The sequence below is a fragment of the uncultured Caulobacter sp. genome, assembly GCF_947036865.1.
Classification (GTDB): Bacteria; Pseudomonadota; Alphaproteobacteria; order Caulobacterales; family Caulobacteraceae; genus Caulobacter.
The window spans coordinates 1-13123 of the sequence record NZ_CAMQSF010000069.1; the positions used below are offsets into that span (position 1 = coordinate 1).

Genomic DNA, 13123 nt, shown 5'->3' on the forward strand with positions numbered 1-13123 from the left:
CGCGCTGGCGCGCTACAACGCCGGCGCCGCCGCGCGCTACAAGCCCCCCAAGCCCAAGACGGCGGTGCTGCCCGCGCCGGAAGCGGCGCTGCGGGCGGCCACGCCGCGCGAGGCCGGTCTCGTCGCCCGCCAGGAGATCAACGCCAAGCGCCTGGATTCGGTGCTGGTGCTCAGCGGGCGCGACGACGCCATCGTCATGGACCTGTGGAGCCGCAACCTCGCCGCCCCGGTGCTGGAGGCCGACCTCAAGCAGTCCGTGGGCGAGATCATGCGCGAGCGGTCCCTGGCGAGGGCCGGCGTCTCGGCCGCGACCCTTAAGGCGGCCGACGCGCTGAAGCCCACCTTCAACAGCCTCTCGCCCAAGGCCGCCTCGGGCGACAAGGTCAGCCTGCGCGACCGCCTGCCGACCTTTGTCGGCCTGGTCGCGGGCCTTCTGCTGTGGTCGATGGCCCTGACCGGGGCCAGCATCCTGCTCAACAGCGTGATCGAGGAGAAGTCGTCCAAGATCCTGGAGGTGCTGCTGTCCTCGGCCTCGGTGCCCGAGATCATGGGCGGCAAGATCCTGGGGGTGGCGGGCCTGACTCTCACCGTGATGGGCATCTGGGCGATGGGCGGCTGGCTGGCCCTGATCAACTTCGCCCCGGGCCTGGCCGGCGACCTCGTGGCCGTGCTGCTGGGCAAGGGCCTGATCGCCTTCTTCGGCGTCTATCTGGTCGGCGGCTATCTGATGTACGCGGCCCTGTTCGCGGGGATCGGCGCCTTCTGCGAGAGCCAGCGCGACGCCCAGACCCTGCTGGGGCCGATCATCATGGTGATGACGATCCCGATGGTCTTCATGGGGCAGGCGATCCGCGCGCCGGACTCGCCGATCCTCAACGCCCTGTCCTGGTTCCCGCCGTTCACGCCGTTCCTGATGCCGATCCGTATCGCCGGAGATTTGTCGCCGATCCAGGTGGCCGGCACGACCGTGCTGATGATCGCCACCACGGCCGCGATCGTGGCCTTCTCGACGCGAGCCTTCCACGTGGGCGCGCTGGCGACGGGCAAGGTGGACTTCAGGACCCTGATCGGCCGCATCGCGCGCAAGCAGGCGGGGTAGGCCTCACCCCGTCTCCCCGGCGAATGCCGGGGCCCAGATCGAACCGCGCGACGCCCGGTGGATGGGGCGCCGCTGATCCCGGATCATCCCCAGCCGCTGCGGATGAATCTGGGCCCCGGCATTCGCCGGGGAGATCGGATTATAGGGGCGGAAAACAACAAAGGCCGCGCGGATCGCCGCGCGGCCTTTGTAAACTTCGGCGAAGCGAAGAGCCTGGTCTTACCGGCTCGGCTTCTTCGGCATCGGCAGCAGGCCTTCGCGCTGGGCGCGCTTGCGGGCCAGCTTGCGGGCGCGACGGACGGCTTCGGCCTTCTGGCGAGCGCGCTTTTCCGACGGCTTCTCATAGTGCACGTGCCGCTTCATTTCGCGGAACGAGCCTTCGCGTTGCATCTTCTTCTTCAGCGCCTTCAGGGCCTGATCGACGTTGTTGTCGCGGACGAAAATCTGGACCAGGGGTATCTCTCCATTCGACAGCCCGACCAATTTCCCAAGTCCCTCTTGAGGGGCCGGGCGGGCGAACAAAACCGGGTAACCCGGAAGGGGTGCTTCCAGGCGATGAGGCGGGGCTGATAGCAGAGCGCACGCGCTCTGTCCATGCGCGACGCGGCCTAAACCACGGTGTAGACTCGGATTCATGAGCCAAACCCTCGAGACCTCCGATCACGCCTCGGATCGGGCCGGCGGCAGCTGGGCCGATCAGGCCGAACAACGCGTTCTGGACGCGGCCCTGCGCCTGGCTCCCAAGCTGGGCTGGAACGCCGGGATGGTGTCGCGCGCCCTGGCCGCTGCGGACCTGTCGGAGGCCGACGGCCAGCTGCTGCTGCCCGGCGGCCCGCGCGATCTGGCCGCCCTGTTGTCGCGGCGGCACGACGCGGCGGCGCTGGAGCGCCTGCAGGCGTTCGACCTGGCGGCGCTGAAGATTCGCCAGCGGATTCGCGAGGGCGTGGTCGCCCGGCTCGACGCGGCGCAAGAGAACGCCGAGGTGCTGCGGCCGTTGGCGGCGTTCCTGGCCTTCCCGACCAATCTGGCCCTGGCCCTGCGGCTGACCTGGGACTCGGCCGATGGTCTGTGGCGCTGGGCCGGCGACACGGCGACCGACGAGAACCACTATTCCAAGCGGGCGATCCTGTCGGGGATCCTGGTCTCGACCCTGGCCGTCGACATGGCCTCGGGCCGCGACTCGGCGCTGTCGCATCTCGACGCGCGCATCGACAACGTCATGGCCTTCGAGAAGTGGAAGGCGGGGCTGAAGCCGATGGACCTGGCGGGCGAGATGGTCGCGGCGCTGGCGAGGATGCGTTACGGACGGTAGCGAGTTTCTCCTCCCCCTCCTGGGGGAGGTGGCCCCCACGGGTCGCGCGAAGCGCGCGCCCGAGGACAGGCTCCGGGCCGGAGGGGGCAGCGCGGCTTGGGCGGCGATAGCCCCCTCAGTCGGCTTCGCCGACAGCTCCCCCAACGGGGGGAGCAGCTTTAATCCTACCCGCCGAACGCCGCCGCCAGGCGGTCGAAGTGCGCCTGCACCGGGCGCGGCGCCTCTTCGTTCGGCGCTTCCACATACATGCGGCGGTCCAGGTGCCGGACCCGCTCGTACAGGCGCTCCGAGCGCTGCAGCAGGTTCATCAGGCCGTAGGGCAGCTCCTCGACGGGCGGGGGATCGCCGGCGGCTTCCTCGCCCAGGCGATAGGCCTCGGCGCAGGCGGCTTCGGGCGGCATCTCGCCCTCGCGCACCGCGCGCTGCACCAAGAGCCACGAAGCCACCTGCATCAGCCGCGTGGTCAGGCGCATGCTTTCGGTGGCGTAGCCCAGGGCGGCGTTGCGCGAGAGCACCTTGCTGTCATGCCGGCCGGCCCCGTCGAGATAGGCGGCGGTTTCCTCGACCAGCTGCATGCCTTCCTCGAAGGTGCGGTCGAACAGTTCCGATCGCGCGAAGTCCTGGATCACTCCAGCGCGCCAAGGCGTGTCCGCGAACGCGTTCACATCGGTCATAGCTACTCAATGCCCCTCGAAAGGCCGCGAGGACGTCTCGCTCGGCGACGCGGCTGCAACGCCCGTGCCAGAACTCGTCGTCCCGTTTCGCGACCCGCCCCTTCCGAACAGACCTGGTACGCAATGAGGTGTCCGAAAGCGGATTACGCTTAAGACACCAGTAACCTCACCGAAACCCTAAAGGAATCCTTAGTCTAAGCGACCAAACAGCGCATTGGCCGCGTCCCGGCCGGCTTTTTTCTTGGCCAGCTGAGCCTTGGTGCGCTCGATTTCGGCCTGCAGGGCGGCGATCCGCTCTTCCAACTCGGCGACGCCATAGACCTCCAGGTCCTCGTGGGTCGTCTCGCTCAGCGCGCGTCCGCTGAAGGCGCGGGGCTCCGCAGGCTCCTCGAACATCGGCGGTTCTCCCTTTTCCGTCCGCCATCTGACGCCTACCTAGGCCTCAAGGCAAGCCTGACGAGGAAACCGCGCCATGGGCGAGACGATGACGGCGATCGCGATCGAGGGCGGCAAGGGTCCCGCCGAGGCCCTGAAGGCGGTCGCCGCCGCGCGTCCCGAGCCGGGACCGGGGCAGCTTCTGATCAAGGTGGCCGCCGCCGGGGTGAACCGTCCCGATATCCTGCAGCGCCTGGGCTTTTATCCGCCGCCGCCCGGCGCGCCGGCGACCCTGGGCCTGGAAGTGGCCGGCGAGGTCGTGGTCGCCGCCGGGCGCTGGAAGGTGGGCGACCAGGTCTGCGCCCTGCTGGGCGGCGGGGGCTACGCCGAATACGCGGCGGTCGACGCCCGCCACGCCCTGCCGATCCCGGAAGGGCTGGACCTCGTCCACGCCGCGGCCCTGCCCGAGACCGTCTTCACGGTGTTCGCCAATGTGTTCGAGCACGGGGCGCTGAAGGCCGGCGAGACCCTGGTGGTCCATGGTGGAACGTCCGGAATCGGAACAACGGCGATCGCCATGGCCAAGGCGGCGGGCGCCAAGGTGATCGCCACCGGGCGCGGGGCCGACAAGAAGGCCAAGGCCCTGGCGCTGGGCGCCGACATCGCCGTCGACGCCAAGACCGAGGACTTCGCCGAGATCGTCAAGGCCGCCGGCGGGGCCGACGTGATCCTCGACATGGTCGGGGCCAGCTATTTCGACAGGAACCTCGACGCCCTGAACACCGGCGGCCGCATCGTCTACATCGCCAGCCTGGGCGGCTCGACGCTAGAGGTCCCGGTGATGAAGATCATGCAGAAGCGCGCCGTGATCACCGGCTCGACCCTGCGCCCCCGCTCGGCCGACGAGAAGGCCCGCCTGACCGCCGAGGTCGAGCGCGTGGTCTGGCCGTGGGTCGCGGCGGGGAAGGTCCGTCCGATCGTGGACGCCACCTTCCCGCTGGCCGAGGCGGCGAAGGCCCACGCGCACCTGGAGGCCGGGGAGCACGTGGGGAAGGTGGTGTTGGTGGTGGGTTAGCGGTCTTATCGCGATAAGCGACGTCATCCCGCGCATAAAGCGCGGGATGACGGGGTATGGAAAGTGAGGCGCGCGAACCCCGCGCCCTGCCCCCGCGTTCCGCCCGCATGAGCGAGACCCGCATCGGCTGTTCGGGCTGGACCTATGACGACTGGCGCGGGCCGTTCTATCCCGAGACGGTGCGGTTGAAGGATCGGTTCGCCTACTACGCCACCCGGTTCGACACGACCGAGATCAATGGCAGCTTCTACCGCCTGCCGTCCGAGAATGCCGTCAAGGGCTGGGCCGACCAGGCGCCGGACGGCTTCGTCTTCGCCTGGAAGGTCTCGCGCTACATCACCCACAACAAGAAGCTGAAGGACTGCCAGGACAGCGTCGCCCTGGTGTTCGGTCGCATGGCGCCGCTGGGCGCGCATCTGGGTCCCGCGCTGGTGCAATTGCCGCCGATGCTGCATCGCGACGACGAGCGGCTGAAGCGGTTCCTGTCGTGGTTGCCCAAGGGCCAGCGCGTGACGGTCGAGTTCCGGCATGTCAGCTGGTACGACGAGGCCGTCTATTCGATCCTGCGCGATCACGGGGCGGCCTTCTGCATCTCGGACCACCACGACGCGCCGTCGCCCTGGGAGGTCACCGCCGACTTCGCCTATGCGCGCGGCCACGGGCCGGGCGGCCGCTATCACGGACGCTATGCCGAGACGGACTTGCGGGCCTGGGCCGACTTTCTCGAAGATCAGCGCCGGGCGGGCCGCGACACGTACAGCTATTTCGACAACGACGTGAAGAGCGCCGCGCCCAAGGACGCCGACATCCTGAAGGCCCTGGCGGATCTTTAGGCCGCACGGCGGCTTCGCGCGTGCCCCGTTCCCTTTTCTCCCGAACCGGATTATAGCGTTCAGCAACATCCCGCCCGGCCGAAAGGCCGGGCGCCGTCATTTCTGGAGCACCGCATGTCCGACATCCTGATGCCCAAGGCGACCGCCGTCTGGTTGGTGGACAACACCTCGCTCAGCTTCGAACAGATCGCCGACTTCTGCGGCCTGCACCCGCTGGAAGTCCGCGGCATCGCCGACGGCGAAGTGGCGCGCGACATCCGCGGCGCCGACCCGATCGGCAACGGCCAGCTGACCCGCGAGGAGCTGGACCGCGCCCAGGCCAATCCGGACTACCGGATGAAGGCCCAGGTCAGCCGTCACGCCGAACTCTTGAAGCCGGCCAAGAAGGCCCCGCGCTACACGCCGGTGTCGCGCCGCCAGGACCGTCCGGACGCCATCGCCTGGTTCCTGCGCCACCACCCGGAAGTGACCGACGCCCAGATCTCCAAGATCCTGGGCACCACCAAGGCCACGATCGAGCAGGTCCGCAACCGCACCCACTGGAACGCGGCCAACATCAAGCCCGTCGATCCGGTGACCCTGGGCCTGGTCGGCCAGCTGGAACTGGACGGCCTGGTCAAGAAGGCGGCCGAGAAGAAGGCCAAGGACGACGCCAAGCGCGGCATCACGCCCGAGGACCCGACCCTGCGCCCCGCCTCGGAGGCCGGCCAGTTCGAGCCCGAGGTCGAGGCCGAGGAGGAAGAAGACTTCCGCGCCCCGCGCGGCGACCTCAAGGCCGAGGACGTGTTCGGCAAGTCGTCGGGCTATGTCGACGAGGAAGACGAGGAGTAGGGGCGGCCAAGTCCCTGGCGGCGTCCTCGCCCTTCGACAAGCTCAGGGTGAGGACGACTGTCGGCCCCGCGGGCACAAAATCCTCATCCTGAGCTTGTCGAAGGACGAGGATTTCCGTCCGGACCTGAGCCGCTCGGCTCGGAACAGCCTAAAACAAAGGCCCCGCTCCAGCCGGAGCGGGGCCTCGTGTTTTCGGCTGCGTCAGCAGCTAGTGCATTCGCGCGCGGAGGCCTTCGATCTCCTCCTTCAGCCGAAGCTTCTGCCGCTTAAGCTCCCTAAGCATCGTACCGTCACACCCGGGTCGATTGGTCTCCTCCTGGATCTTGCGGTCGAGGCCCTCGTGACGGGCGCCAAGCTCGCGGATACGGGATTCGATGGCCATGGCTCTCGGCTCCTTGCTGTTGCGAGGAAAAGAGAACACCCGCTGCGTGACGCTGTCAGATCACATATGATTGCACGCGGCGGCGCTTGACGCCGACGCGTTTGCTCCCAAGACGGACGAAAATTCACCATGACCGACGCCTCTAAGAACGCCGATCGCCCAAGACTGGTCGTCGGTATTTCAGGGGCTTCGGGGGTGGTCTACGGCCTCCGGACGCTGGACGCCTGCCGCGATCTGGGGGTCGAAAGTCACCTGATCGTGTCCAAGTCGGCGGTGCTGACCCTGACCCAGGAGACCGGTCTTTCGGCGGGCGAGCTCAATGAACGGGCGGACGTTGTGCATCGCGTGGGCGACATTGGGGCGGCCGTCGCCTCGGGCTCGTTCCGGACGCTGGGCATGATCATCGCCCCGTGCTCGGTGCGGACGATGAGCGAAATCGCCACCGGCGTCACGGCTTCCCTGCTGACCCGCGCCGCCGACGTCACCTTGAAGGAGCGCCGGCCGCTGGTGCTGCTGGTGCGCGAGACGCCGCTGCACCTGGGCCACCTGCGGACCATGACGAGGCTGGCCGAGATGGGCGCGGTGATCGCCCCGCCGCTGCCGGCCTTCTACGCCAAGCCCGCCTCGATCGCCGAGATGGTCGACCAGTCGGTGGGGCGGGCGCTCGATCTGTTCGACCTCTCCTGGCGGCCCGTCAAGCGCTGGGGCGAGGACCTCGAAACGATCACCGGCAAGGGCCCTCCAGGGGGGGAAGGTTAACGCCGATGCGCCTGTGGGACTGGGCCGTGACGGCCTATGCGCGTCAACCTGTCGCGGACGCGTGCCTGAACCTGCAGGACGCCCACGGCCAGAACGTGCCCTACCTGCTGTGGGCGGCCTGGATGGCGGAGGAGGGGCGGGAGGCCGACCTCGCGGCCGCCGCGCGGCTGATGCGAGCCTGGGACGCCGAGATCGGCGCGCCCCTACGCGGCGTGCGCCGGGCCCTGAAGCCGCCGCGGCCGCCGGTCGACGAGGCCGCCAAGGAGGCGCTGCGCGAGGCGGTCAAGGCCGTCGAGCTGCGCGGCGAGCGGGTTTTGCTGGAAAGCCTGGAAGCCCTGGCCGGACCGCCCGGCGCGCCGCTGCCGGTGCTCGAGGGCCTTCGCGCCGCCGCCGAGGCCTCCGGCGATCCCCCGCGTCGCGCGGCCCTTGAAAACCTGGCGGCCGCGCTCGACGTAAAGAGTCCCTGACCGCCTTTACCGCTCGTCAGCCTTTGCCCTCTATCACCCTTCGGGGTCCCTCCAGTTCGAGACTGTCCATGAACGACGATGATCCGTCGGACGACACCGACATCGCGATCGAACGTCGCCTCGCGGATCTGCGCGAGGAGCACAAGGACCTCGACGACGCCATCCGCGCGCTGGAGGAACGCTACCAGCCCGACATGCTGCAGATCGCCCGCCTGAAGCGGAAGAAGCTGGCGCTGAAGGACGAGATCATCCGGCTGGAGGATCTCCTGACCCCGGATATCATCGCCTAGAGCCTGTCGGTTTCGAATGGAGTCATTCGAAACAGATAAACAGGCTCGTTTTCTAACATTTAGAGCGTGCTAGCCGCCGAAACCGCTCACACTTTCGGCTATCACGCTCTAGCCGCGACCGCCTAGCCGGCGACCGCCTTGACGCACGCCGCGCGAGCCTCGGGCGTCAGGTCCTTGGGCATGACGATCCGCTGGACGGTGACCGTCCCCTTACCCGCCGGCATGTAGCGGATCACGCGGCTCGGTCCGTCGTCTTGCACCGCGTAGGCGGCCTCGACCGAGCCGTCGCCGTCCGCCCCGTGTTCGCGGCCCAGGTACTTCATGCCGTCGCGAAGGCCGGCCGCGTAGGCTGGGCCGTCGGGGACCACGCCGCTGACGATCCGGGTCTTGCGCGTCTGGTCCAGATCGAAGCCGGCGTTGAAGCTCGGGCGCGTGCGGGTCTCCACGGTCAGGCAGCCGCCGAAGGCGTCCGCGGGCAGCAGGACGGGTTCGCCGTCGGTGATGTAGCGCTGGATCTGCGGCGTGACGTCCACTCCCGTCCGAGCTTGGACGACGCTGGGGAACAGGGCCGCCGCCGAGCCGCCCCGGCGCGCGGGATCCTGGGTCTTCGCCGCCGCGCGCATGGCCAGCATCACCGGGTCAAGGCCGCCTTGGCCCTTCAGGCGCGCCTCCATCAGCACGGCGAACTGCGCGCCGCGCTGGTAGGGCAGCATGTGCACGATCTTGTCGGCCCAGAAGCGTTTGGCGATCTCGGCGTTGGGGGCGGACCGGACCGGGGAAACGCCATAGGCGTCAAGCGCCTGGTTCCAGTCCGCGACGAAGGCCTCCAGGCTGATCAGCCCCGACCGCAGCGCCAGTCGGCGGGCGTAATAGTCGGTGAACCCCTCGCTGAACCAGTAGCCCAACGGCTCTTGAGGCCCGTCCAAGAGCCCGCCGGTCTGGTCCGGGTTCCAGGTGTGGAAGAACTCGTGAGTCAGGAAGACGGGGTAATAGTCCAGGGTCGGCTCGCGGGTCGAGATGACCGCGAAGGCGTCGCCCAGGCCCGAGCCGCGCCGCGAGCGCCAACCCTTCGGCGCGTCGTACGCCATCAGGGTGATCAGGAAGGGCTCGCCCCCGTCGCCCCAGAAGCCCCGGACCGCGCGGATGACGCTGGCCGTCATGTCGACGAACGCGTCATCACTGAAGCCGAAGGCGTCGCGGACGGCCAGGCGCACCGGCGCGCCGGCGACGTCGCGGGTCAGGACCCGCAGGTCCTTGCTGGCGATCATGACGCTGCGGCCGATGTCATTCAGCTTGCCGGGCGTCTTTTCCAGGCGTTCCAGGTCGGACGCGAAGTTCAGGCCAGAACCCCCGGGCGCCCAGACGAACCGCGCCGAGTCCCCGTCGCGTCGCTCGGGCCGCGCGAAGATCGTGTGGCCGACGACATAGAAGCCGTCCGGGCCGACGATGGGCTGGGCGTAGGTCACGCTGTCGAAGGGCGGCGTCCCGTCATAGGCGCCGACGACGCGATAGCTGACCGTCAGCGGCGCCCGAGGCTTCGACTTGATGACCCAGGTCTTCTCGTCGAGCGTGGACAGGGTCCCGCCGCCGACCTTGGGATCCTTGATGAACCGCCAGAGCTTCTCGCCGCCGCCCCAGGCGTCCGGCAGGCTCAGGCGGGTTTCGCCGTCGGCGTCGGCGGGGAGGGTGATCGTTACCGCCAAGGCGGCGACCTTGCCGTTCTCGATCACGGGCGCGACGCGATAGACGTCAACGGGCGGCGTCGCGGCCAGGGCCGGCGCGGCCAGGACAGCCGCCAGTCCGGCGGCGAGCAAGGTCTTGACGATCACGAGAGGTTCCTTCCAGCCCAAGCTTCAGCTTGGACCAGCGCGACCCTATCGTCAGCTTAAGGTTAAGTCAGCTTGCCGGCGCTCACTCGGCCGCGTAGCGCGCGGCTTCCAGATCGCGGACCGTCTGGAGCAGCCGGCCGGGCGTGATCGGCTTTTCCAGGCGGGCGTCAGCGTGCTGGTCGTCCTTCAGCAGGCGCAGATCGACGGCGGAGGCCATCAGGGTCGAGGCGCCGGGGCGAAGCCTGCGGACGGCGCTGACCAGTTCGCCGCCGCTCATCCGCGGCATCGAATGGTCGGTGATGACGAGGTCGGGCTGGAAGGCCTCCAGCGCCTCGAACGCCTCCTGGCCGTCCTTGCAGAGCAGAATGTCGAACCCCGCCTCGGTCAGGGTGATCTCGTAGATCATCGACAGGATCGGATCATCCTCGGCGACCAGAATACGCTGCATCGGCCCGCGTCCTGTCCTTACTTAACAGAGTCTAAACGCCTGTTACCTTGCCCAACCGCGCTCCGTCGCCGCGCGATAAGGTCGCATGACCAGCGGTTGCCTAACTCGCCTGCCGACGCTTGCGGACGAACATCGCCGCGTCGGCCTCGGCCAGTGCTTCTTCCGGATCGGCGCCCGGCTCGATCTCGCGCACGCCGAACGAGATGTGCAGCGGCGCCGACCACTCGCCGAACTCGACGGGCTGGGCGCGGACCGCGTCGGCCAGGCTCTGGGCCTTGGCGGTGGCGGTGTTCTTGTCGGCCTGGGCCAGCAGCACGGCGAACTCGTCGCCGCCCATGCGGCCGACCACGTCGCTCTCGCGGACATTGGCCAGCAGCCGCCGCGCCACGGCCTTCAGCGCCTCGTCGCCGGCCGCGTGGCCGAAGCGGTCGTTGACGCTCTTGAAGCCGTCCAGATCGAAGAACACCACGCTGGCGGGCGAGCCGTAGCGCTGGGCGAAGGCGGCCACGCGCTTCATCTCGCGCAGGAAGGCGCGGCGGTTCAGCACCGGCGTCAGCACGTCCATGTCGGCCAGGCCCTGGGCCTCGTTCAGCCGCAGCTTCAGGGCCGAGACCTCGTTCCGCAGATCCTCGATCTCGGCCATCAGGGTCTGAAGGGCTTCGACGACCTTGGGCGTCAGATCCGCCTCGGTGAGACCCAGGAACGCGGCGCTGTCCGGGGCCGCGACCTCGCGCGCCGCCACCTGCGCCCCCGCGCGCACCAGGGCGCGCTTGCGGATGGCGGCGAAGGGTTCGGTCCGGGCGCCGGTGATCTTCATGGTCTCGCGGGGAGAATCGAATTGTTAAGCTCCTTATAGGTTAACGGGAACGGCGTTCGACGCAATCGGGGCGCCAATTGGTCACAGGCGCGGAGCGTCGCGCGCCGCGCCGGCCGATTGTGTCGTTTTGGGCTTGCCCGGAACGAGCGGGGCGCATACGGGGCGGCTTTCGTTCGCCGCGCTCCGAGGGACGACGCGATGACTTCGACCACCCCGCCTGTCGCCATCATCATGGGCAGCCGCTCGGACTGGCCGACGATGAAGCTCGCCGCCGAGGCGCTGGAGAGCCTGGGCGTGGCCTATGAGGCCAAGGTCGTCTCGGCCCACCGCACCCCGCAGCGGCTGGTGGCGTTCGCGACCGGGGCCAAGGCGGCCGGCTACAAGGTGATCATCGCCGGGGCCGGGGGCGCGGCCCACCTGCCGGGTATGGCGGCTTCGATGACCGACCTTCCGGTGCTGGGCGTGCCGGTGCAATCCAAGGCCCTCAGCGGCCTCGACTCCCTGCTGTCGATCGTCCAGATGCCCGGCGGGATCCCCGTCGCGACCCTGGCCATCGGCGAGGCCGGCGCCAAGAACGCCGGCCTGCTGGCCGCCCAGATCCTGGCCCTGTCCGATCCGGCCCTGGCCGAGCGATTGGCCGCCTACCGCGCCGCCCAGACCGAGGGCGTCGCCGAGACGGTCGAGGACTAAGGGCATGGCCGCGTTTCCGCTTGCGCCCGGTTCGACCATCGGCGTCCTCGGCGGCGGCCAGCTGGGCCGGATGCTGGCCCTGGCGGCCGCGCGGCTGGGCTTCGACGTCGTCATCCAGGACCCGGAGGAGGGCTCCCCGGCCGGCCGCGTCGCCGCCCGCCAGATCGTCGCCGCCTATGACGACCGCTGGGCGCTGAAGCGCCTGGCCGAGGCCTGCGACGTCGTCACCTACGAGTTCGAGAACGTCCCGGCCGACACCGTGTCGGAGCTGACGGCCCTGGGCGCCATGGTCTCGCCGGGCGCCAAGGCCCTGGCCGCCGCCCAGGACCGGGTGGCCGAGAAGACCTTCCTGGCCGAGATCGGCGTGCCGACCGTGGCCTTCGCGCCGGTCCACGACGGCGCCAGCCTCGCCGAGGCCGTCGCCCGCCTCGGCGCCCCGTCGCTGTTGAAGACCCGCCGCGAGGGCTATGACGGCAAGGGCCAGGCCTGGATCCAGAAGGCGACCGACGCCGAGGCCGCCTTCGACAAGATCGGCCGCCAGGCGGCGATCCTGGAGGCCCCGGCCGACTTCGGCCGCGAGCTGTCGGTGATCGCCGCGCGCGGTCGCGACGGCGAGATCGCCTGCTACCCGGTCTCGGAGAACCACCACGAGGGCGGCGTCCTGCGCCGCACCGTCGCGCCGGCCAAGATCACCCCCGCCACCCGCGACCAGGCCGAGGCCATCGCCGCCAAGATCCTGACCGCCCTTGATTATGTCGGGGTCATCGGCGTCGAGCTGTTCGAGCTGGCCGGCGGCAAGCTGCTGGTCAACGAGTTCGCCCCGCGCGTCCACAACACCGGCCACTGGACCCAGGACGGCTGCGAGGTCGACCAGTTCGAGCAGCACATCCGCGCCGTCGCCGGCTGGCCCCTGGGGCCCACCGCGCCCCACGCCCATGTCGAGATGACCAACCTGCTGGGCGCCGACGTCGACGCCTGGCGCAAGCTGGCCGCCGAACCCGAGACCCGCCTCCACCTCTACGGCAAGGGCGAAGCCCGCCCCGGGCGCAAGATGGGGCATGTGAACCGGCTGAGGGCGCTACGGGATTGAGGCTGCGGCGGAACTAGGCCGAGCGGCGGCGCCGAGCGGGGAAGTGCTGAAGGTCCGCCAAGGGTGGATGGCGGTCACAAGGAATCCTTCTCTCATGGAGAGAGGGAGGGGCCCGCGCCGCAGGCGTGGGAGGGTGAGTGGGTAGGCGAAGC

The 13123-nt window shown here is 69.3% G+C and carries 16 protein-coding genes and 2 pseudogenes; 11 read left to right on the plus strand and 7 right to left on the minus strand.

Annotated elements, in window-relative coordinates; genetic code table 11:
- Positions 1–1099: ABC transporter permease (locus tag Q0V34_RS19715; RefSeq protein ID WP_297515761.1), on the plus strand; the 1099-nt coding region annotated here is incomplete at its 5' end.
- A gap of 219 nt (positions 1100–1318) precedes the next feature.
- Here Q0V34_RS19715 and rpsU read toward each other — a convergent pair.
- On the minus strand, positions 1319–1552 hold the full coding sequence (gene rpsU, locus Q0V34_RS19720; protein ID WP_096053900.1) for a 30S ribosomal protein S21: 234 nt from the start codon (positions 1550–1552) through the stop codon (positions 1319–1321).
- A gap of 181 nt (positions 1553–1733) precedes the next feature.
- Between rpsU and Q0V34_RS19725 the strand changes: the two genes are divergently transcribed.
- On the plus strand, positions 1734–2411 hold the full coding sequence (locus Q0V34_RS19725; protein ID WP_297515763.1) for a COQ9 family protein: 678 nt from the start codon (positions 1734–1736) through the stop codon (positions 2409–2411).
- A 164-nt stretch (positions 2412–2575) separates the two neighbouring features.
- Here the strand turns inward: Q0V34_RS19725 and Q0V34_RS19730 are convergent, their stop codons facing one another.
- Positions 2576–3085, minus strand: a complete 510-nt coding sequence (locus tag Q0V34_RS19730) for a DUF1465 family protein (protein ID WP_297515765.1) — start codon at positions 3083–3085, stop codon at positions 2576–2578.
- Positions 3086–3274: 189 nt separating this feature from the next.
- A complete protein-coding gene (locus Q0V34_RS19735; protein ID WP_297515768.1) occupies positions 3275–3481 on the minus strand; it encodes a DUF1192 family protein in 207 nt (68 codons plus the stop codon).
- Between the two features lie 76 nt (positions 3482–3557).
- On the opposite strand from Q0V34_RS19735, the gene Q0V34_RS19740 reads away from it, so the two are divergent.
- The 4 genes and pseudogenes from Q0V34_RS19740 to Q0V34_RS19755 form a co-directional block, all read left to right on the plus strand.
- On the plus strand, positions 3558–4535 hold the full coding sequence (locus Q0V34_RS19740) for an NAD(P)H-quinone oxidoreductase (RefSeq protein WP_297515771.1): 978 nt from the start codon (positions 3558–3560) through the stop codon (positions 4533–4535).
- A gap of 107 nt (positions 4536–4642) precedes the next feature.
- A complete protein-coding gene (locus Q0V34_RS19745; protein ID WP_297515774.1) occupies positions 4643–5368 on the plus strand; it encodes a DUF72 domain-containing protein in 726 nt (241 codons plus the stop codon).
- Positions 5369–5482: 114 nt separating this feature from the next.
- Positions 5483–6199: a DUF1013 domain-containing protein gene (locus Q0V34_RS19750; RefSeq protein WP_297515778.1), complete on the plus strand. Its 717-nt coding sequence runs from the start codon at positions 5483–5485 to the stop codon at positions 6197–6199.
- 26 nt (positions 6200–6225) lie between these two features.
- A pseudogene (locus tag Q0V34_RS19755) lies at positions 6226–6317 on the plus strand (hypothetical protein); the annotation flags it as partial.
- A 90-nt stretch (positions 6318–6407) separates the two neighbouring features.
- Here Q0V34_RS19755 and Q0V34_RS19760 read toward each other — a convergent pair.
- Positions 6408–6581, minus strand: coding sequence for a DUF465 domain-containing protein (locus Q0V34_RS19760; RefSeq protein WP_297515782.1), 174 nt, complete (start codon positions 6579–6581; stop codon positions 6408–6410).
- Between the two features lie 129 nt (positions 6582–6710).
- Here Q0V34_RS19760 and Q0V34_RS19765 point away from each other — a divergent pair, with 129 nt between their 5' ends.
- The 3 genes and pseudogenes from Q0V34_RS19765 to Q0V34_RS19775 all read left to right on the plus strand — a co-directional run bounded on the left by Q0V34_RS19765 (position 6711) and on the right by Q0V34_RS19775 (position 8097).
- Entirely contained in the window at positions 6711–7340 is a 630-nt protein-coding gene (locus Q0V34_RS19765; protein WP_297515785.1) for a UbiX family flavin prenyltransferase, read from the plus strand.
- Positions 7249–7807 (plus strand): annotated as a pseudogene (locus tag Q0V34_RS19770) (TIGR02444 family protein). Before Q0V34_RS19765 ends, Q0V34_RS19770 begins: the two are co-directional and overlap by 92 nt.
- 68 nt (positions 7808–7875) lie before the next feature.
- A complete protein-coding gene (locus tag Q0V34_RS19775) occupies positions 7876–8097 on the plus strand; it encodes a DUF465 domain-containing protein (RefSeq protein ID WP_297515789.1) in 222 nt (73 codons plus the stop codon).
- A 122-nt stretch (positions 8098–8219) separates the two neighbouring features.
- On the opposite strand, the gene Q0V34_RS19780 is transcribed toward Q0V34_RS19775, so the two are convergent.
- The 3 genes from Q0V34_RS19780 to Q0V34_RS19790 form a co-directional block, all read right to left on the minus strand.
- Positions 8220–9926, minus strand: coding sequence for a M61 family peptidase (locus tag Q0V34_RS19780; RefSeq protein ID WP_297515791.1), 1707 nt, complete (start codon positions 9924–9926; stop codon positions 8220–8222).
- Positions 9927–10008: 82 nt separating this feature from the next.
- Positions 10009–10374 (minus strand): response regulator, encoded by a 366-nt coding sequence (locus Q0V34_RS19785; RefSeq protein WP_297515794.1) that lies wholly within the window; start codon positions 10372–10374, stop codon positions 10009–10011.
- Positions 10375–10474: 100 nt separating this feature from the next.
- Positions 10475–11191 carry a GGDEF domain-containing protein gene (locus tag Q0V34_RS19790; RefSeq protein WP_297515797.1) on the minus strand — a complete coding sequence of 239 codons (717 nt, stop codon included), beginning with the start codon at positions 11189–11191 and terminating at the stop codon, positions 10475–10477.
- Between the two features lie 198 nt (positions 11192–11389).
- On the opposite strand from Q0V34_RS19790, the gene purE reads away from it, so the two are divergent.
- Positions 11390–11881: a 5-(carboxyamino)imidazole ribonucleotide mutase gene (gene purE / locus Q0V34_RS19795; RefSeq protein WP_297515800.1), complete on the plus strand. Its 492-nt coding sequence runs from the start codon at positions 11390–11392 to the stop codon at positions 11879–11881.
- Positions 11882–11885: 4 nt separating this feature from the next.
- Complete coding sequence (locus Q0V34_RS19800; protein WP_297515803.1) at positions 11886–12971, plus strand: 5-(carboxyamino)imidazole ribonucleotide synthase; 1086 nt, start codon at positions 11886–11888, stop codon at positions 12969–12971.
- Positions 12972–13123 lie beyond the last annotated feature (152 nt).

What these genes read in the sequence shown, in the direction of transcription:
- Q0V34_RS19725 (WP_297515763.1), top strand. Translation starts at nt 1,734, where the DNA reads ATGAGCCAAACCCTCGAGACCTCCGATCACGCCTCGGATCGGGCCGGC.
- Q0V34_RS19730 (WP_297515765.1), bottom strand. Translation starts at nt 3,085, where the DNA reads ATGACCGATGTGAACGCGTTCGCGGACACGCCTTGGCGCGCTGGAGTG.
- Q0V34_RS19735 (WP_297515768.1), bottom strand. Translation starts at nt 3,481, where the DNA reads ATGTTCGAGGAGCCTGCGGAGCCCCGCGCCTTCAGCGGACGCGCGCTG.
- Q0V34_RS19740 (WP_297515771.1), top strand. Translation starts at nt 3,558, where the DNA reads ATGGGCGAGACGATGACGGCGATCGCGATCGAGGGCGGCAAGGGTCCC.
- Q0V34_RS19745 (WP_297515774.1), top strand. Translation starts at nt 4,643, where the DNA reads ATGAGCGAGACCCGCATCGGCTGTTCGGGCTGGACCTATGACGACTGG.
- Q0V34_RS19750 (WP_297515778.1), top strand. Translation starts at nt 5,483, where the DNA reads ATGTCCGACATCCTGATGCCCAAGGCGACCGCCGTCTGGTTGGTGGAC.
- Q0V34_RS19760 (WP_297515782.1), bottom strand. Translation starts at nt 6,581, where the DNA reads ATGGCCATCGAATCCCGTATCCGCGAGCTTGGCGCCCGTCACGAGGGC.
- Q0V34_RS19765 (WP_297515785.1), top strand. Translation starts at nt 6,711, where the DNA reads ATGACCGACGCCTCTAAGAACGCCGATCGCCCAAGACTGGTCGTCGGT.
- Q0V34_RS19775 (WP_297515789.1), top strand. Translation starts at nt 7,876, where the DNA reads ATGAACGACGATGATCCGTCGGACGACACCGACATCGCGATCGAACGT.
- Q0V34_RS19785 (WP_297515794.1), bottom strand. Translation starts at nt 10,374, where the DNA reads ATGCAGCGTATTCTGGTCGCCGAGGATGATCCGATCCTGTCGATGATC.
- Q0V34_RS19790 (WP_297515797.1), bottom strand. Translation starts at nt 11,191, where the DNA reads ATGAAGATCACCGGCGCCCGGACCGAACCCTTCGCCGCCATCCGCAAG.
- purE (WP_297515800.1), top strand. Translation starts at nt 11,390, where the DNA reads ATGACTTCGACCACCCCGCCTGTCGCCATCATCATGGGCAGCCGCTCG.
- Q0V34_RS19800 (WP_297515803.1), top strand. Translation starts at nt 11,886, where the DNA reads ATGGCCGCGTTTCCGCTTGCGCCCGGTTCGACCATCGGCGTCCTCGGC.